Source organism: Rhodococcus sp. KB6 (genome assembly GCF_001445685.1).
GTDB lineage: Bacteria > Actinomycetota > Actinomycetes > Mycobacteriales > Mycobacteriaceae > Rhodococcus_F > Rhodococcus_F qingshengii.
In genome coordinates this window covers 17,874-35,490 of the sequence record NZ_LNAK01000156.1, presented here as the reverse complement: position 1 = coordinate 35,490, position 17,617 = coordinate 17,874, and the positions used below count along the sequence as shown (strand labels likewise).

The following is a 17,617-nucleotide window of genomic DNA, read 5'->3' as shown; positions in this document are numbered from 1 at the left end:
TCACGGTGAGTTCGGAGAAGATGCTGACCCGCATCGGTGCGCTGCTTCGCCAAGCGGAGTCCACCGACAATCCACACGAAGGTGAAGCCTTCATGGCTGCCGCTCAGCGGTTGGCCACCAGTTCCGCGATCGACCTGGCGGTCGCGCGTGCGCACACCGCGTCTTCGGAAAAGCGTGCGACGCCCACTCAACGGCTCATCACCATCGGCGAACCGGGCAAGCGCGGGCTGCGAACGTACGCCCAGTTGTTCATCGCCATCGCCGCTGCCAACGACGTGCAATGCGACATCGCGCAGACGTCGGCCGTCATCTACGCCTACGGGTTCGCCGGCGACATCGACGTGTGCGAGGCCCTGTATTCGAGCCTGCTCTTCCAGATGGTGCGTGACTCCGACGCGTACGTGCGTTCCGGGGCGTACCGCGGCGAAACGTCCGTGCGGACCGTCGTCGAAACTCGTGGACGACGACGCGTCAGCACGCAGGTCCGCAAGCCGGTGGCCGGAGTGACGGCGCGCCTGAACTTCCAGATGGCGTACGCGTCCCGCATCGGCGCGCGGTTGGCCGAGACGAAGCAGGAGACGGAGAAGACCGCGATCGCAGAATCTGCCACGTCGTCTTCCGAAACCGCACTCGTGCTGCGTAACAAGGAAATCGAGCTGAAGGACTACTACTCGTCCAACTCCAAAGCGCGTGGGACGTGGCGGGGCGGCGGCCGCGCAAGCGCCGGGCATTCCTCACATGCTCGACGAGCGGGTGATCGGGCGGCGCGCTCCGCACGTCTGGGGAACCTTCCGGAGATCGGCGGGGTACGCGGGCAGCTCGACTCGTGAGGGATACGCAGCGGAGCGCCGTCTACGAGGCAGAGACGTTGGTGCGCACCATGTTCGATCGCGCCGACGAGCGTGGACTTCGGAGCGTCGAGGTCATGGGTTCCACCATCACCTTGCCGGTCGAGCGCAAATTCGGTTCCGTGGAGTCGGTCCAGGCGTACTGCGATCAGCTACTCGGGCTGAATTGGGTACGGGAGACCTGGACTCGCGCAACCATTCCAGTGTCCGTACGCTCCCGCGGCGGCAATGCCGCCGCTCACTACTCGAACGACGTCATCGCCGTCCCGGACGACCGTGACGGCCGGTGGGCGCTACGCGAATTCGTTGTCTTGCACGAACTTGCGCACCACCTCGGCGACCCCGCCTCCGACGAGGCTTCCCACGGGCCCGAGTTCGTCGACCGCTACACGAGCCTTGTCGGCGAGATCATCGGGCCCGAGGCGGCCTTCGTTCTTCGAGCGATGTTCCTTGCCGGTGGTGTTCGAACGGACTAGATGTCAGCCCTCGGCGAACCCGGTGGTGTCCGTACCGGTCGGCTGGAATACTCGGCCTATGGATGCGCCGCGCAGACTGGTCCTGGTCAAGGGTGAGTCGGAACTCCCCGATCCGGCTGTTGCCGTGCGCAAACCCCCACTGATTCGTGAAGCCTACGGACGAGTGCTGCGGGAGGTTCGACGCGATCAGGACCGAACTCTCGACGACGTAGCCGCAAAGGTCGGGATGTCGAAGCAATACCTCTCCGAGATCGAACGGGGCAAGAAGGAACCGTCGTCGGAAATTCTGCGCGCCATCTGCGAAGCGCTCGGGATGCCGCTCGAGCATCTACTGTTCCGAGCGGGCAACCGGATCGTTGCACTCAACTCCCTCACCTTCGGGCACTCTCCCGCACCGATCTCGGGTCCCGTCCTGATGGCGGCCTAGTCAGTTCCCTTCGATGAGGGTGTCGGCCAGTCCGTAGGAAATAGCGTCGTCGGCAGTGAAGATCCTGTCGCGATCGGTGTCCTTACGGAGCCGCTCGACGCTCTGACCGGTGTGCTTACTCAGAATCGCCTCGGTCTGCTCCCGGATTCGCAGGATCTCGGCTGCTTGAAGCGCGAGGTCCGAGATGGTGCCGCTACCTTGCGTCGACGGTTGGTGCAGCAGCACCCGCGAATGGGCAAGAACATGCCGATGGCCTGGAGTGCCGGCGGCCAGAAGCACTGCAGCAGCCGAAGCCGCTTGACCCATGCAGTACGTCGAAATCGTCGGTTTCAAGAACTGCATGGTGTCGTAGATCGCGAGCATCGCCGTGGTGGAACCGCCGGGAGAGTTGATGTACAAACCGATTTCGCGATCCGGGTTGTCGGCTTGCAGATGCAGCATCTGAGCCATCACGACGTTGGCGACGCCGTCGTCGATCTCTGTGCCGAGAAAGACGATGCGCTCGTTGAGCAGCCTGCTGAAGATGTCGAAAGATCGCTCACCCGTTGGTGTTCGCTCGATGACACTGGGAATCGTGTACTGGGACATGACGTCACAATCCGATCTTGGGGAAGGTGGCTTGCGGTGCGATCTCGGCGAAGGACGTAACGACGCGGTCGACGATTCCGTACTCGCGCGCCTGCTCGGCGGTGAACCAGCGATCCCGATCGCTGTCGGTCTCGATCTCTTCGACGGTCCGGCCCGTTTCGACGGCGAGGATTTCCTGCGATTGACGCTTCATCAGCTCGAGGCTCTCGGCCTGGATCGCAATGTCCACCGCAGTGCCACCGATACCTGCCGAAGGTTGGTGCATCATGATGCGGCTGTGCGCCAGGCTGATTCGCTTGCCGTGGGTGCCGGAGCAGAGGAGCACCTGGCCCATGCTGGCCGCGAAGCCCATCGCGACCGTCACGACGTCATTGGGGATGAGCTTCATCGTGTCGTAGATGGCCAGGCCGGCAAACACCGATCCGCCAGGTGAATTGATGTAGAGCACGACGTCGCGCTTGGGGTCGGTGGTGGCGAGGAGCACCAGTTCCGAACACACACGTTCGGCCATGGCGTCGTTGACCTCGCCGGTGAGCAGAATGGTTCGCTGTCGGAAGAGCCTGTCTGTCAACAGGTCACGGTAGCCGGTATCGGTGGGCGCTTCAGTAGTCATGAATCCATTCCTACCGGCGCGGCAGTGCCGCGGCCCCGCTTGTCTGCTGTGGGCAGACCACCCCTGTTTTTACCCGCCCCCCTGTTGCCTGCCCCCCTGTTTGAGCGAACGGCACGTTCAGTCGATCTAAGGCTCCGAAAGTACCGTTCGCTCGAAAAGGGGTGGGCACAAGATCGGGCAAACCCGTCACCGACGGCGGCGGTAGCGGTACCGCGCACACCCGGCCATGATGGGAGAAGACAACCATTCCTCTCGTCAGGAGCGTGGCATGACTCGTCCGGTACGCATCGGTGTTCAACTCCAACCCCAGCACGCACCCGATTACGGGTTGATACGCGACGCCGTCTTGCGGTCCGAGGACGCCGGGGTGGACATCGTCTTCAACTGGGACCACTTCTACCCGTTGACCGGCGATCCCGACGGCGCACACTTCGAATGCTGGACCATGCTCGGCGCCTGGGCGGAGCAGACCGAACGCGTCGAGATCGGCGCCCTGGTCACCGGTGGTGGCTACCGCAATCCGGATCTGCTGGCCGACATGGCGCGAACCGTCGACCACATCAGCGGTGGGCGCCTGATCCTCGGTATCGGTGCCGGCTGGTTCGAGAAGGACTACGACCAGTTCGGATACGACTTCGGCACTCCCGGTTCACGGCTGAAACTGCTTGGCGAATACCTCCCCCGCATCACGGGCCGCCTGGCGAAGGGCAACCCGCCGCCGACGCGCAACATCCCGGTCCTCATCGGCGGTGGCGGCGAGAAGAAGACCCTGCGCTTGGTCGCCGAGTACGCCGACGTCTGGCACAGCTTCGGCGACCGTGAGACACACCTGCGCAAGTCAGACATCCTCTCCGACCACTGCGCCGACGTGGGCCGGAACCCGCTGGAAGTAGAGCACTCGGTTCCGTGGCCTGGGCTCGAAAATGCAGCCGACCTGGTCGCCGACGGTGTCTCACTCTTCACCGTCGGCGTCAGCGGACCGGACTACGACCTCACGACGCTTGCCGAGGCCATCGGTTGGCGCGACGACAACACGCCGCCTGCGTTGAGCGGGCTGGCCTGAGCGGTACCAAGGACTTCGTCGTTGTCGGCGCCGAGAACGGGCGGCGCCGACGTCAGACGTGGCCTCTGGCCGGAGAAGTTGACCGGAAAGGCCACTTGCTTCAACGGTCCGAGCGTCGGATGGTCGACGGTTCCGACCATGCCGAGCGCGGCGGTGTGGGGATCGGAGTAGATCTCGTCGAGATGCCGGATCGGTGAGACCGGTACGGCGCGTTCGGCGAGAAGAGCGCACCAGTGTTCGACGGTCTCCGATGCGAAGGCGCTGGCGAGTTCTCGTTCCAGACTCTCGCGGTTCTCCACCCTGTCGCGGTTGTGGGCAAAACGCGGATCGGTGACCAGTTCACTCCTTCCGATGGCCTCGGCCAGCGACGCCCACATCGCGTCGTTGCCGACAGCGACGACGAAGTACCCGTCGCTGGCAGGAAATGCTTGATACGGAGCAAGATTCGGATGACCGGAGCCCAACGCAGTCGGGCGCTCACCGGTGGCGAAGTAACTGGTCGCCCAGTTCACGTGCATCGCGAGTTGGCACTCGTACAGCGACGTGGTCACGTACTGTCCGCGCCCGGTCCGGCCTCGCTCGACCAATGCAGCCAGGACACCGACCAGTCCGAACAGCGCTGCGCCCAAGTCTCCCAACGCAAACCCGGATTTCATCGGAGCACCACCCGGTTCACCGGTGAGCGACATGAGCCCACCCGCGGCCTGCGCGATCATGTCGTACCCCGGTTCGTCGCGCAGCGGTCCTTCTTCACCGAAGGCAGAGATGTGCAGGGTGATCAGATGCGGGTATCGCTCGGACAGTGCCTGGTAGTCGAAGATCTTCTGTAATCCGCTGCCCGGCTTGAAGTTCTCCACGACCACATCGGTCTCTTCGAGCATGCGGTGGATGATCTCCTGTCCTTCGGTGGACTTGAGGTCGATCGTGACCGACTTCTTGCCGCGGTTGATCGCGAGGTAGTAGGCGGCATCTACGCCGACGAAGGGAGGCCCCCACGAACGCGTGGGGTCGCCGCCTTCAGGGTGTTCGATCTTGGTGACGTCGGCTCCGAGATCGGCAAGCGACATGGTTGCGTACGGCCCGGCAAGGATCTTCGACAGATCGAGCACGCGGACACCAGCCAAGGGTGTGGGGCCTGTTGGAGAATTCACTGGTGAACCCCTGCTACGGAGAGGAACTCGGCTACGACGTCACGTGCATCATCCAGCTCGACGTCACCGCCGTCGGTGATCACGTCGAGATTGCCGAGTGCAGCCGACGGCACCTTCCCCACAAGACCGGCCAGGTAGGAATTCGCCACCAGCAGTGACCGGTACCCATTACCGTGTCGGATGCCGTGATCCGCAAGGTCGAAGAGCAGGGTCGCCATGACGGTACGAGCCAACTCGTCGGAGTACCTTGCACTCGCAGCCTGCGCGGCATCGTCAGATCCGGAGATCAGACGATCTCCTTCCTCTACCAGTTCCTCCCAGCGCCGCAACAGAACTCCGGCCCCGGCTTCGCAATCCGGTCCGACGGTGGACAAGATGTCCGTCATCGCTTCCGCGACCGTGCGGTGCGAGTTGAACTTGCGTAGGCACCGAAGTACGTCCAGCGCAATGACATTGCTCGAGCCCTCCCAGATCGAGCCCAAGTGGGCATCCCGCACTAGTCGCGCGTTGGCCCATTCCTCGATGTAGCCGTTTCCTCCGCGCACCTCCATGGCCTCGCCGGTGACCACCCGCGCGCGTTTGCAGACAAAGTGTTTGGCGATCGGTGTCAGCACCCTGATCAGTGCGCGCGCCTGTTCGTCGCCGCCGTCTGCTGCCTGAAGACACTGTGCGCTGTACGCGACCAGGGCCAGCGAAGCCTCGGCATCGAGTGCAAGGGGAAGAAGCGTCGCCCGCATCAGCGGCTGGTCGAAGAGCTTCTTACCGAACACGACTCGACTCTTCGAATGTTCGACGGCTTCGCGGACTGCTCGGCGCATGAGAGCGCTCGAACGCATCGCATTGGACAGGCGAGACGTGTTGACCATCTCCGCCATCTGGCGGAATCCTCGATCGAGTTCGCCGACCTGGAGTGCGTGCGCGCGGTTCAGCGTCACCTCGCCGCTCGGCATGGAACGCGTACCCAGCTTGTCCTTGAGACGATCGATCGTGAGGTTGTTGCGCTCGCCGGATCCCAAGGTCTTGGGCACCATGAACATTCCGACTCCACGCGTCGAACCATCCTGTCCGCCCGGGAATCTCGCGAGGGTGATGATCACATCGGCATCCGGGTTGGAGGCGAACCACTTCTTGCCCGTCAGAACCCATCCGTCACCGTCGCGCTCGGCGCGTGTTTCGGTGCAGGCGATGTCGGTGCCTGCCTGAATCTCGGTCATGAACATCGCACCCGTCTTCGCCTGCTCGGGGTCCGTCGACGTCAACGCGTCGATCCAGGGCGAGAACACGGCCGGATCACCGAACATACGCAGGGTCCGCGCAGCAGCATCTGTCATCGACACCGGGCAGGCCAGCCCGAACTCTGCCTGCACGAAGATGTACGACGCGAGGTACTTCGCGAGTGGCGGATGCACGGAGTCCCATCCGTGCAACCCTTTTCGGTGCGACATGGCGGACAGGCCGTACTCGTTGTACGCCGCCCGGCACAGTTCCAGGTAGGCCGGGTGATAGGAAATCCGGTCGACGCGGTCACCGGCCTTCTCGAATTGCTGCAGCACCGGCGGGTTCTTGTCTGCGATGTCGGCAAGCTCGGACAAACGGCCGGCTGCATCTCGGCCCAGTCGGTCGAGCAATCCGTTCAACGTCTCTCGGTCCGCCCCGGCGGTCCATCTGTCCACTACCGCTGTCAGAGCGGGGTCGGTGTGTGCAAAGTTCATCAGTGGTCAACGCCTTTCAGGGTGGAAGCATCGGTCATGTTCGAGGAGCTCGTCGACTCCAGCCCTTGCCCGTGCAGCGCACTCCTGCGCAACAATGCAGTCATACAGACAAGGGAGAGAACGACATACACGAGCCCTAGAGCTACGACCGGCCAGATCGAGTTGGTTCGCGTCAGCAGATACTGGCTGACCATCGGGGCCGTTCCGGCAAAAATGGCGGTCGACAATTGGTACGACAGAGAGATGCCGGTATACCGAACAGTGGTGGGGAACACCTGCGCCAGGATGCCGGCCAACGCGGCGTAATACATTGCGTGAGGCGCCGTCGCGAGGACCATACCCAGAATCGCCAAGGGCACGGAGCCCGTCTGAACCAGCACGAACATCAGTGGTAGGAGCACGATCTCCGGAAGCAGCATCCAACGGACCGCTTTCGACGGATCGATCCGCGTGGCCAGCACAGCGCCGAAAGGCTGTACGAGCGCCTGGGCTACCAGTGCCACGGTGATCACGAGGAGGAAGTCACTACGCTCGAAGCCGAGATCCGTTGTCGCCCAAGAGAGCGCAAAGGTTGTCTTGACGTACGTGATGGCAACACCGGCAACCACAGCGCCGACGCCGAGGGCAAGTTCGACGGGATGCGACCGCAACACTTCGACCAGCGGCATCCGTGTACGCTCCTGTGCCGCAACAGCCTTCTTCATCTCGGGTGTCTCGGAGATGTGCAGACGGATGTAGAGAGCGACGATCACCAAAGCTGCGGATCCGAGGAACGGCAGACGCCAACCCCACGACTCGAACACGGAATCCGACATCAACGTCAGGCCGAGGAAGGCCAGCGTCGCGAGCAGGTTGCCGACCGGTGAACCCTGCTGCGCAAACGCACCGTAGAGCACCTTTTTCTTCGGGGGAGCGAACTCGGTGGCGATCAATACGGCGCCACCCCATTCGCCGCCCATGGCGATGCCCTGGAGAACACGCAGTGCCACAAGCAGTATCGGCGCCCAGATCCCGATCTGGGAGTACGTAGGGAGGAGGCCGACACCGACAGTTCCCAAGCCCATGAGCGCGAGGGTGATGATCACGGCGTTCTTGCGACCGAACTTGTCTCCGAAATGACCGAACACCACTCCGCCGACCGGACGAGCCACGAATCCCACGGCAAAAGTCGCGAAGGCTGCGAGTGTCCCCACCGCCGGCGACGCATCCGGGAAGAACAGCGGGCCGAGCACCAAGGCGGATGCGGTTCCGTAGATGTAGAAGTCGAACCATTCGATGGTCGTTCCGACAAACGCCGTGATTCCGGCCTTGCGTGCCTGTTTGGTGTTGTATTCAGGCGGATTGGTGTCTTGACCTGGGTGTTGATCCACGGTTCTCCCTGATTCTCGCGTCGGGCATCACCAAGGGATGCAATGTGAGGCGTGAATCACTATCGTCCGAAATCCATGTAGAGTCCAAGACTTAGTTCGACTTATTTATGTGGGAGACCCACATAATGAAACCCGGGAGGAGCGACGTGGAACTGCGTCAACTGCGCGCGTTTCTCGCAGTCGCCGACGAACTTCATTTCGGCCGGGCCGCCGAGCGACTCCACATCGGGCAGTCCCCGCTCAGCCAGACCATTCGGGCGCTCGAGCGTGAACTGGGCACCGACCTGTTCGTCCGGACCACCAGATCAGTGCAACTGACCGCCGCCGGCGAAGCCTTGGTCACGCCCGCACGGATCATCGAAGCGCAGATCGCCGTGGTACGAGAAATCGCATCGGCCGCGTCGACTGGCGAGACGGGCCGTGTCACAGTGGGTTTCGGCGGAACAGGCGGCTACACCGTCCTGTCGGCCCTCACACGGTCCTTGGCCGACTCCCATCCGGGAATCGAACTGGAACTACGGCCGCAGATGTACTCGGGTGAGGTGCTCGACGCTCTCCGACGCGGAGCACTGGACATGGGCATAGTCGGCCTGCCCATTCCGCGCGGATTCGAGACTCACACTGTGCGGGAGGAAACCTTGATGGTCGCGGTTCCTGCCAGGCATCACCTCGGTGCGCATGACTCGGTGTCACCGGAAGACCTGGCAACCGAGCGATTCGTGATGTATCCCGCCGAGCACGGCTCGGTGGTGCGCGATGCGACGTTGTCCGTGTGCGCCACAGCAGGTTTCACGCCCACCGTCGCGCACGAAGCCCCCGATCCGTACAGCCTGTTGGCCATGGTCGGAGCGGGGGTCGGGATTGCCGTCGTCGTGGAGTCGACGGCGCATCTGTCCATGGACGGGGTCGTGTACCTGCCGATCGCCGGGGCCACGCCCACGCTGAAAATCGCGATGGCATGGCGACCCAACAATCCGACGCCGGCAGTACACACCGTCACCAGGGTACTGAGGGAGCAGCCTTAGGCTCTCGCGAGAACTCCGGCGAAATCTGTTCCCACAGGCAGAGTTCCGTACTCGTGACCACGGTCGGCGCCGAGGCGAGCGGCAATGAACGCATCGGACGAGGCGGCCGGGGAGTGGCGCACCATGAGCGAAGCCTGCAGTGCCAACGCCATAGCCTCGACGACGGTCCGAGCGCGGAGTTGAGCGTCGGCAGGTGCCATCGTGGCGAGCTCACCGAGTTGGCGTCGTACCCGATCGAGGTGCTGATCGAGGACCGGGTTGTTGCCGCGGGCGAGGTTGATCTCGTGGTCGAAGGCGGCAACGGAGTCGGGTTCACGGGTCATCGCGCGCAGGACGTCGAGCGCGATGACGTTGCCCGACCCCTCCCACACGGCCATGACGGGCTGCTCACGGTAGCGACGGGCAAGCGGGAAGTCCTCGGTGTAACCGTTGCCGCCCAGGCACTCGAGGGCTTCGTAGGAGTGGTGCGGGCCGCGCTTGCAGATCCAGTACTTCGCAACAGCCGTCGCGAGTCGGCGGAACGCCTTTTCCTGCTCATTCGCGTCCTCGTCCTGCGCACGGGCCAATCGCAGTGCGGTGATGGTCGCGGCTTCGGATTCGAGAGCCAGATCGGCAAGCACCGAGGTCATCGCCGGCTGATCTGCCAGGACGGCACCGAAAGCGCTGCGGTGCCGTGCATGCCACACCGCTTCGGCCACCGACTGACGCATACCTGCCGTGCTGCCGAGGATGCAGTCGAGTCGCGTCTGGGACACCATTTCGATGATGGTCCGCACGCCACGACCCGGTTCGCCGATCATGGTGCCGACGGTGCCGTCGAGTTCGATCTCGGACGACGCGTTGGACTTGTTGCCCAGCTTGTTCTTCAGACGCTGGATACGGAAGACGTTGCGTGTGCCGTCGGGCAGGATGCGGGGGAGAAGGAAGCAGGAAAGTCCCTCGCCGGCAGCACCTTCGGCCTGAGCGAGAACCAGGAAGGCGTCGGACATCGGCGCGGAGCAGAACCACTTGTGTCCGGTGAGGAGGTAGTCCGCACCCGGGCCGCCACGTCCGGCCGGCTTGGCGATGGTCGTGTTGGCTCGCACGTCGGAGCCACCCTGCTTTTCCGTCATCGACATTCCGAAGATCGCGGATGCCTTTCCGGGAGCATCCAACTCGGGGGTGTAACTCCGAGAAAGGGCACGCGGGGTCCAGATGGCGGCTACATCGGGTTGCAGCTCGAGCGAGGGGATCACAGCGTGCGTCATGGAGATTGGGCACGCGTGGCCCGGTTCGACCTGGGAGAACAGCATGAATGCCGCGGCCCGAGCCACGTTGGCACCCGGCTTGGGGTCAGCCCAGGCAGAGGTGTGAGCACCGTGCGCAACGGCGGCAGAGATGATCCGGTGATACGACGGATGGTATTCGACCTCGTCGATGCGGTTTCCCCAGCGATCGAAGGTCTTCAATTCGGGGATCACCGTGTTGGCCAGCTCGGCGTCGTGCTGGAACCCGGCACTGCCGACCAGTTCACCGATATCGGTGAGTTCACTGGTGGCCCAATCGGCGTCGTGACGCGCGACGCCTTCGGCCAGGACCGTATCGAGCAGGAACTCGTTGACGTCCGTGCGCGGTACCGACTGGTTGAGCACTGCATGGGTGCGATGCGGAGCCGGGTGGGTGACGGTCTTCTCGGAAATATCAGTCATGACAGGCCTTTCAGCTCGCTGCGCGGATGAGGTGCTTCTGGATCTTGCCGGTCGGTGTACGCGGAAGAATCGTCGCGAACACCACTTCACGCGGAATCTTGTAGCGCGCCAACTTGTCCGAGAGGTAGTCCTTGATGTCGTCGGCGCTGATGACATCCGGTTCACGCCAGACGACGTGCGCGACGACGGTCTCGCCCCATTCTTCGTTGGGTTTTCCGACAACGGCGACGTCGACGACGTCCGGGTGGCCGGAGATCACGTCCTCGACCTCCTTGGAGTAGACGTTCTCACCGCCCGTGATGATCATGTCCTTCGCGCGGTCGACGATGAAGAGGTAGCCGTCCGCATCCTTGCGCGCCAGATCGCCGGTGCGATACCAACCGCCGTCGGCAAATGCAGCCTTCGTGGCAGCGGGGTCGTCGAGGTACCCCTGCATGACGGTGTCGGCGCGCAGCCAGATCTCACCGATCTGATCGGGCTCCGCGTCGGTGCCGTCATCGGCAACCAGGCGCAGGTCGACGCCGGCCAGCGCGACGCGGCCGATCGAGCCCGCCTTGCTCAACTGCTCTTCGGGGTACAGCACGGTGCCCACTGGCCCGGTCTCGGTCATGCCGTAGACCTGCCGGAATTCGGTGGTGCCGTACGACTCCACCAGTCGCCGAGCGACATCCGCGCCGATCGGTCCCCCGCCGTACAACCACGCACGAACGCTTCCGAGGTTGTAGTCGGCAAAGTTCGGCACGAGGTTGAGTGCGGTGGTATAGATGACCGGCGGGCCGAAGCAGAGGGTAATGCGTTGTTCCTGAACTGTTTCCAGAAATTTGACGGGATGGTACTCGCGCAGCAGCACGACGGTTCCGCCCATGTAGAGCGTGGACATGAACCAGTTGTTGAGCGGGGAAGCGTGCCAGATCGGGACGGCCATGAGCAGTCGCTCGTCCCGAGTCGTCGACACGGCGAGGGCCGCGGTGACGGCAACACCGACGACGTTGCGGTGGCTGTGGACGCAGCCCTTGGGCGAGCCGGTAGTCCCCGAGGTGTAGAGGATTTCGGCCGGATCGTTCTCGTCGATGTCGATACCGTCAACGCCGTCCTGGCGGGTGATGGCGTCGTCGAAGAAGTCGAAACCGTCTGCGACAGAGTCCGTGCTGATCAGCTTGGCCGTTGTCTCCAGTCGACCGACAACCGGCGCCAACTCACCGTCGAAGACGCACACCGACACCTTCGCGTGTCCCAGCACGTAGGCAACTTCCGGAGTCTGCATCTTGTGGTTGATGGGGACCACGACGGCGCCCAAGCGCCAGGCACCGAGCATCGCGTACACGAATCCCGGAGTGTTGTAACACATCAGCGCGACGCGGTCGCCCGGCTGCACGCCCAGCGACTGCAAATAGCCTGCGGCGCGTCGACTTCCGTCCTGAACCTGGGAGTACGTGTGATCGTGACCGTCGAATATCAGGAAGGGTTTGTCCGGGGTCTTGGTGACGTTGCTGTCGAATACGCGAACGATATTCATCGAAGTCCTTGTCGGAGAATCACGCTCGAAGAGAGTTCATTCCATCGAGCTGTTGAGTACGGCGTCGGGTATCTGGAGGGTGGCGAAGATGACGGCAACCGCCTCCTCGAGGGAGTAGCCGAAGCTCTCGCCGGTGGCAGTCTTCTGGATGACGAGCCCGAAGATCGCAGACCAGAAGGCCTTGGACTCGACGTCGATGCCCGCGCGCAGCTGCCAGCCGGTGCGGATCAAGGTACGGAGGAGGGCGGTTTCGCCCGAGGAATGCAGAGTGCGAAGCGTCTCGGAGATCAGATCGCGGAGTTCACCACGACGACCCGTCATCATCATCGCTTCCACGAACAGTTCGACACTGGGAGCGCCCGAGCCGAGGAGTGATCCGACCAGCTTCTTGGTGTAGTCGCCCACGGTGTCGGCGTCGGCGGCATCGACCTCGGCACGCTTGCCTGCGCGCAGAACGGCCGCGCACGCCACCTCGACGAAGAGCTTCTCTTTTGAGCCGTAGTAGTAGGTCACCTGGTTGGGATGGGCGCCGGCGGCCGTGCAGATCTGCGCGATGGAGACGCTGTCGCCGTGCTCGAGGAACAGCTCGGTTGCGGCGTTGAACAGCGCCATGCGCGTCTGATTGCCCGACTCACGCGTCGCGCGCGCTGCGGGAACTGCCTCGGTGGCCATCACGAACTCCTACTTGTTTGTACGACAAACAATAACTCGGCGTTGTTTGTATGGCAAACAATTTCTTCCCGACGCGATGACATGTCGACTTCTATCGACATGTCTGATGTGCGGGATTACTCTCTGAACATCGAGCACCCGAGAACTTCGGCTTTTCTGCGAGGAGGCGCCCTGCAATGCTCGCGCGATCCGGCTTCTCCCTGCCCACACGCACGACTCTCACGGGCGACTGGGCAGATTTGTTGCGCGAGCATTTTGTCGCGCTCGACGTATCCGATATCGGAGACGGCGATCGATTCAGCGGGGCCGTCCACTCGGCCCAACTCGCACACGTTCGGGTATCCGCAGTTCAATCGATGGAACAACGAATAGTCCGTAGCAACAGCCTCATCAAAAGCGACGGCGCGGACTATCTGCAGATCGGGATGATCCGCCGCGGTAGCGCGGTAGTGCGCCAAGACGACCGCGAATGCGTCCTGCGACGTGGCGACTACGTCCTGTACGACACCACGCGCCCCTTCGATTGGCAGATCGAGGGACACGCACACGACGGCATCTGGGGACTCGAGGTGTTCACCTGGCCACGGTCGTACCTGTCGCTCAGCGACGCGGAGGTCACGAGCCTGACCGCCATCGCCTTCGACGGACACGCGGGCCTGAGTGGCCTGCTCGGTCGCTTTCTTCACGATCTTGCCTCCGTCCGCATGACGTCCGACGCAAGCGGAGACGAAGAGGAAGTCGTCAACGAGATCGGCAACCTGGTCAAGTCCGTTCTTCACACAACTGCGCGACCGATCACCTCGCGGCGAACCAGCCTCTACGAATCCGCCCTGTCGGTCATAGACGCCCGCATCGCAGACCCGGCCCTGTCTCCGGTGGACATCGCGGGATCGGTCAAAGTCTCCATTCGGCAGTTGCACCGAGCCTTCGCCGAACACGGCACGACGGTGTCACGGTCGATTCGCAGCCGTCGACTCGACGGTTGCCGTCGTGAGATCGTGCAACGACACGGAGTAGAGCGGTCGCTGACCCAGATTTCTCACCGCTGGGGATTCACCGACCTGGCCGCCTTCAGTCGAGCCTTCAAGGCGGAATTCGGGATCAGCCCGCGGCGGTACCGGTCGCAAGCAGCGGCCCCCACAAGTACTACCCGCTGATCTGTAACATCTTCGGACACTTACCCATTGAACATGGTGTTCAAAATTTTCTGTCGCCGAAGCGTATCCACAGTTCTTGGCACGGTAGGCCAAGCATCGGGCGCTGACGGCCAAGTTTGCTCGGCTGAGCGGGCGTAGATTTTCGGCACGGCGTTGCCAAGTGCCAGGCACCCGATTCGACCACCTACATCACAGGGAGCACTCATGGAATCTGCAATCGGCGAACACCTTCAATGCCCGCGCACTCTGACCAGGCGGGTCCCGGATACCTATACGCCACCGTTTCCCATGTGGGTCGGGCGCGCAGACGACACATTGCACCAGGTCGTGATGGGCTATCTCGGCGTGCAGTTCCGCGGCGAGGATCAGCGCCCGGCAGCACTGCGGGCGATGCGGGATATCGTCGCCGGCTTCGACTTGCCGGACGGACCGGCACACCACGATCTCACCCATCACATCGACAACCAGGGCTACGAGAACCTGATCGTGGTCGGTTACTGGAAAGATGTTTCTTCCCAACATCGTTGGAGCACATCACCTCCAGTGTCCTCCTGGTGGGAGTCCGAAGACCGCCTGTCGGACGGATTGGGGTTCTTCCGCGAGATCGTGGCACCGAGAGCCGAACAATTCGAAACGCTCTACGCGTTCCAAGACGACCTCCCCGGGGTGGGAGCTGTCATGGACGGTGTCAGCGGCGAAATCAACGAGCACGGCTACTGGGGTTCGATGCGCGAGCGGTTTCCGATCTCCCAAACCGACTGGATGCAGGCCTCGGGCGAACTGCGGGTCGTCGCCGGTGACCCCGCCGTAGGTGGACGCGTAGTAGTGCAGGGACACGACAACATCGCACTGATCAGGTCCGGGCAGGACTGGGCCGACGCGGAAGCAGACGAGCGCAGCCTCTACCTGGACGAAATCCTGCCCACTCTTCAATCGGGCATGGACTTCCTCCGCGACAACGGCCCGGCCGTCGGGTGCTACAGCAACCGATTCGTACGCAATATCGACATCGACGGAAACTTCCTCGACTTGAGCTACAACATCGGCCACTGGGCCTCCCTCGACCAACTCGAACGGTGGTCGGAATCCCACCCGACCCATCTACGGATCTTCACGACGTTCTTCCGGGTGGCCGAGGGCCTGTCGAAATTGCGTCTCTACCATGAGGTCTCGGTATTCGATGCCGCCGATCAGCTCTACGAGTACATCAATTGCCATCCCGGGACCGGAATGCTGCGCGACGCCGTGATCACCGCCGAGCACTGACCGAAGTCGCCGGCAATCTTCGGCCACATTCTTTCCCTCGGAGGCAACTCGAGATATGTTGACGGGTGTCGACATATCTCAGTAGAGACCATCGAGGAAGCGCGGACAGCAGACAGTGACTACTCAACGAAACGAAGAGTTGGCGTTCGCTGTGCTGGCCGACCAAGTGCGTCGACAGATTCTCGACACGCTGGCTACACACGGCGAGTGCAACGCGGGCTTCATCAGCGATCAAATTTCGACGGTCGGTCGCACCACGGTATCCACACATCTCAAGGCGCTGCGGTTGTCCGGCGTGATCGTCGAACGGCGTCAAGGACGTCATCGCCTGTTCTCGATAGATCCATCGGGGCCCGCCAACGATGCACTCCAGTTCCTGCGCGACGTCCTCGGGCGAGCGCTGGAAGCAGGTTCGAACGCCTCCGAGTTGCCGGCCACTGCGACTGAGGATTCAGACGTCGCATCGGTGCGTCGCCGAGCGTGAGGCCTTGTTGAGCCCCAGCACCTATTTCAGGCAGGAAGTAGAACGTGCCAGGTCTCTCCGTAACGGCACAGATCGTAACGACCGACCCACCAGGGTCAGCCTTCGAGCGCCTCGAAACGGGGCAACTGCTCGAACTCGAATGTGAGCAACTGACGGTCGGGGCCGCTGCCGCCATCTCCCTTCCCGTCGGCGACGGCGCACGCGCAGATCCAGTCGGAATGCCGATCACGCTGTTGGGATACGTCGCCGGCGTGAAGCGGGGCCGATCGGTCGTGATCGTGCACCACCAACCGTGGCGCGGCCGCCTGACGATCCGGTTCTTTCCCGACGGCGCCGGGACCCGGATCGTTCTCGAGTCCAGCCTCGATCAGGACGGCATTTCCTGGCTTGCCAACAAGCGCGGATTCGCTCCACCCGAACCTCCGCGTTCCGACCGACATCGGATCGGGCTGCTGGTCAGCAAATCCGGCCCGGCAGCTGTATTCGCCCAGGCGACAGAAACACTCGCAGCCCTGGCCGTGGAAGAAATCAATGCCGACGGCGGCATCGGCGGCGTTCTCGTCGACTTGGTGATCGGCGATGACGCTTCCGACTCGGCGGCCGGAGCGGCGACCGCACTGCGATTGGTGAAAAGCGGATGTCGCGCCGTTTTCGCGTGCGTGACATCGTCGACCTTCAATGCCGCTGCATCTGCATTGCAGAACACCGGTGTGCTGTTGGTGCACACAGTTCTCAACGAGGGAGGTCGATCGCGTCCGGGAGTCCTTCGATTGGGTGAGCGACCACTCGACCAGACGCGAGCAGGTATACCCGCAATGATGTCCGAGACCGGTTCTCGCACTTGGTTCCTGGTCGGCCAGCAGTATTCGTGGTCGTTCGGAGCGCATTGGGCGGCCCGGCGTGTGATCGCCGAATCCACAGGTTCGGTGGCCGGCGAAGTCTACGTACCGTTGGGGACAACCGACTTCTCACGCATCATCGAGTCGATAGCCGACTCCGGGGCCGAACTGATTCTTTCCACCCTGGTGGGCCATGACGAGGTCTTCTTCGAACGACAATGCGCCCAGCACGGACTGCGGGCCACCACGCGGACGTTTGCATTGGTCCTCGACGAGGCCACTCAGCAGCTCATCGGCAATTCCGATGCCGACGGAGTCTGGGCGGCATTCGGCTACTTTCAATCCGCAGCCGGCGATCACGACCTCGAAAAGCGATACAGCGCGAGCTCGAACGAACTCCTGCCTCCGCTCAGTTCCCTGTCGGAGACAACGTACGAAGCGATCGTCGCTTACGCACGCGCAGTCGAACGAACGTCGGCAGGCGATCCGGAAACAGTACTTCGGCAGCTTGTCACGACATCGAAAAGCTCTACGAACAACGGCGTTCCACTGCATCGACCGATTCTGCTCGCTGAATCACGCCGTGGGCGCCTGTACCCCCGCTCTCTCTGAGCGCGCGTAACCCGAACTTAACGAGTCAATATGTCGATACCTATTGACGCAATTATGGATCCGGCCCTAGTCTGAAAGACAAGTGAAGCCGATCACATCAGGAGCACACT

The 17,617-nt window shown here is 62.7% G+C and carries 17 protein-coding genes; 9 read left to right on the top strand and 8 right to left on the bottom strand.

All coding sequences use genetic code 11. The annotated features are described in order from the left end of the window. Positions 1 to 5 precede the first annotated feature (5 nt). Genes ASU23_RS30310 through ASU23_RS30300 form a run of 3 tightly spaced genes read left to right on the top strand, consistent with a single transcriptional unit; the run spans position 6 to position 1,751 of the window. Positions 6 to 830 carry a DUF2786 domain-containing protein gene (locus ASU23_RS30310; protein ID WP_030537724.1) on the top strand — a complete coding sequence of 275 codons (825 nt, stop codon included), beginning with the start codon at positions 6 to 8 and terminating at the stop codon, positions 828 to 830. Then, positions 827 to 1,324: a TIGR04338 family metallohydrolase gene (locus ASU23_RS30305; protein WP_054781392.1), complete on the top strand. Its 498-nt coding sequence runs from the start codon at positions 827 to 829 to the stop codon at positions 1,322 to 1,324. The genes ASU23_RS30310 and ASU23_RS30305 overlap by 4 nt, the downstream gene beginning before the upstream one ends. A 58-nt stretch (positions 1,325 to 1,382) precedes the next feature. Continuing rightward, entirely contained in the window at positions 1,383 to 1,751 is a 369-nt protein-coding gene (locus tag ASU23_RS30300; protein ID WP_003946041.1) for a helix-turn-helix domain-containing protein, read from the top strand. On the opposite strand, the gene ASU23_RS30295 is transcribed toward ASU23_RS30300, so the two are convergent. Together ASU23_RS30295 and ASU23_RS30290 are read right to left on the bottom strand one after the other, a co-directional pair. Beyond that, the gene (locus ASU23_RS30295) at positions 1,752 to 2,339 is read right to left on the bottom strand and encodes an ATP-dependent Clp protease proteolytic subunit (protein ID WP_003945993.1); all 588 of its coding nucleotides are present in this window, start codon (positions 2,337 to 2,339) and stop codon (positions 1,752 to 1,754) included. A gap of 4 nt (positions 2,340 to 2,343) precedes the next feature. After that, on the bottom strand, positions 2,344 to 2,952 hold the full coding sequence (locus ASU23_RS30290; RefSeq protein WP_058039333.1) for a ClpP family protease: 609 nt from the start codon (positions 2,950 to 2,952) through the stop codon (positions 2,344 to 2,346). 268 nt (positions 2,953 to 3,220) lie between these two features. Between ASU23_RS30290 and ASU23_RS30285 the strand changes: the two genes are divergently transcribed. Next, complete coding sequence (locus ASU23_RS30285; protein ID WP_030537640.1) at positions 3,221 to 4,015, top strand: LLM class F420-dependent oxidoreductase; 795 nt, start codon at positions 3,221 to 3,223, stop codon at positions 4,013 to 4,015. Here the strand turns inward: ASU23_RS30285 and ASU23_RS30280 are convergent. The 3 genes from ASU23_RS30280 to ASU23_RS30270 are packed head-to-tail and all read right to left on the bottom strand — an operon-like array spanning position 3,937 to position 8,248. Next, on the bottom strand, positions 3,937 to 5,166 hold the full coding sequence (locus ASU23_RS30280; RefSeq protein ID WP_058039332.1) for a CaiB/BaiF CoA-transferase family protein: 1,230 nt from the start codon (positions 5,164 to 5,166) through the stop codon (positions 3,937 to 3,939). The genes ASU23_RS30285 and ASU23_RS30280 overlap by 79 nt on opposite strands. After that, the gene (locus tag ASU23_RS30275; RefSeq protein ID WP_058039331.1) at positions 5,163 to 6,878 is read right to left on the bottom strand and encodes an acyl-CoA dehydrogenase family protein; all 1,716 of its coding nucleotides are present in this window, start codon (positions 6,876 to 6,878) and stop codon (positions 5,163 to 5,165) included. Before ASU23_RS30275 ends, ASU23_RS30280 begins: the two co-directional genes overlap by 4 nt. Continuing rightward, positions 6,878 to 8,248: an MFS transporter gene (locus ASU23_RS30270; RefSeq protein ID WP_058039330.1), complete on the bottom strand. Its 1,371-nt coding sequence runs from the start codon at positions 8,246 to 8,248 to the stop codon at positions 6,878 to 6,880. The genes ASU23_RS30275 and ASU23_RS30270 overlap by 1 nt, the downstream gene beginning before the upstream one ends. 146 nt (positions 8,249 to 8,394) lie before the next feature. Between ASU23_RS30270 and ASU23_RS30265 the strand changes: the two genes are divergently transcribed. After that, a complete protein-coding gene (locus ASU23_RS30265) occupies positions 8,395 to 9,273 on the top strand; it encodes a LysR family transcriptional regulator (protein WP_003946037.1) in 879 nt (292 codons plus the stop codon). Here ASU23_RS30265 and ASU23_RS30260 read toward each other — a convergent pair. From ASU23_RS30260 to ASU23_RS30250, 3 genes are read right to left on the bottom strand one after another with little or no spacing between them, the layout of a single operon-like run. Further along, positions 9,270 to 10,961: an acyl-CoA dehydrogenase family protein gene (locus ASU23_RS30260; RefSeq protein WP_050655941.1), complete on the bottom strand. Its 1,692-nt coding sequence runs from the start codon at positions 10,959 to 10,961 to the stop codon at positions 9,270 to 9,272. The genes ASU23_RS30265 and ASU23_RS30260 overlap by 4 nt on opposite strands. 10 nt (positions 10,962 to 10,971) lie before the next feature. Further along, entirely contained in the window at positions 10,972 to 12,477 is a 1,506-nt protein-coding gene (locus tag ASU23_RS30255; RefSeq protein ID WP_030537646.1) for a class I adenylate-forming enzyme family protein, read from the bottom strand. A 36-nt stretch (positions 12,478 to 12,513) separates the two neighbouring features. Then, entirely contained in the window at positions 12,514 to 13,149 is a 636-nt protein-coding gene (locus tag ASU23_RS30250) for a TetR/AcrR family transcriptional regulator C-terminal domain-containing protein (protein WP_058039329.1), read from the bottom strand. Between the two features lie 176 nt (positions 13,150 to 13,325). On the opposite strand from ASU23_RS30250, the gene ASU23_RS30245 reads away from it, so the two are divergent. The 4 genes from ASU23_RS30245 to ASU23_RS30230 all read left to right on the top strand — a co-directional run bounded on the left by ASU23_RS30245 (position 13,326) and on the right by ASU23_RS30230 (position 17,507). Further along, positions 13,326 to 14,306, top strand: a complete 981-nt coding sequence (locus ASU23_RS30245; RefSeq protein WP_047270147.1) for a helix-turn-helix domain-containing protein — start codon at positions 13,326 to 13,328, stop codon at positions 14,304 to 14,306. Positions 14,307 to 14,510: 204 nt separating this feature from the next. After that, a complete protein-coding gene (locus ASU23_RS30240; protein ID WP_058039328.1) occupies positions 14,511 to 15,572 on the top strand; it encodes a phenylacetaldoxime dehydratase family protein in 1,062 nt (353 codons plus the stop codon). Positions 15,573 to 15,687: 115 nt separating this feature from the next. Further along, the gene (locus ASU23_RS30235; RefSeq protein WP_007735244.1) at positions 15,688 to 16,056 is read left to right on the top strand and encodes a helix-turn-helix transcriptional regulator; all 369 of its coding nucleotides are present in this window, start codon (positions 15,688 to 15,690) and stop codon (positions 16,054 to 16,056) included. A 44-nt stretch (positions 16,057 to 16,100) separates the two neighbouring features. Further along, complete coding sequence (locus ASU23_RS30230) at positions 16,101 to 17,507, top strand: substrate-binding protein (protein ID WP_054187255.1); 1,407 nt, start codon at positions 16,101 to 16,103, stop codon at positions 17,505 to 17,507. The last annotated feature ends 110 nt before the right edge of the window (positions 17,508 to 17,617 follow it).

Excerpts from the sequence above, each read along its gene's own strand:
- ASU23_RS30240 (WP_058039328.1), top strand. The coding sequence starts at position 14,511 with ATGGAATCTGCAATCGGCGAACACCTTCAATGCCCGCGCACTCTGACC.
- ASU23_RS30275 (WP_058039331.1), bottom strand. The coding sequence starts at position 6,878 with ATGAACTTTGCACACACCGACCCCGCTCTGACAGCGGTAGTGGACAGA.
- ASU23_RS30300 (WP_003946041.1), top strand. The coding sequence starts at position 1,383 with ATGGATGCGCCGCGCAGACTGGTCCTGGTCAAGGGTGAGTCGGAACTC.
- ASU23_RS30295 (WP_003945993.1), bottom strand. The coding sequence starts at position 2,339 with ATGTCCCAGTACACGATTCCCAGTGTCATCGAGCGAACACCAACGGGT.
- ASU23_RS30290 (WP_058039333.1), bottom strand. The coding sequence starts at position 2,952 with ATGACTACTGAAGCGCCCACCGATACCGGCTACCGTGACCTGTTGACA.
- ASU23_RS30250 (WP_058039329.1), bottom strand. The coding sequence starts at position 13,149 with ATGGCCACCGAGGCAGTTCCCGCAGCGCGCGCGACGCGTGAGTCGGGC.
- ASU23_RS30255 (WP_030537646.1), bottom strand. The coding sequence starts at position 12,477 with ATGAATATCGTTCGCGTATTCGACAGCAACGTCACCAAGACCCCGGAC.
- ASU23_RS30260 (WP_050655941.1), bottom strand. The coding sequence starts at position 10,961 with ATGACTGATATTTCCGAGAAGACCGTCACCCACCCGGCTCCGCATCGC.
- ASU23_RS30285 (WP_030537640.1), top strand. The coding sequence starts at position 3,221 with ATGACTCGTCCGGTACGCATCGGTGTTCAACTCCAACCCCAGCACGCA.
- ASU23_RS30245 (WP_047270147.1), top strand. The coding sequence starts at position 13,326 with ATGCTCGCGCGATCCGGCTTCTCCCTGCCCACACGCACGACTCTCACG.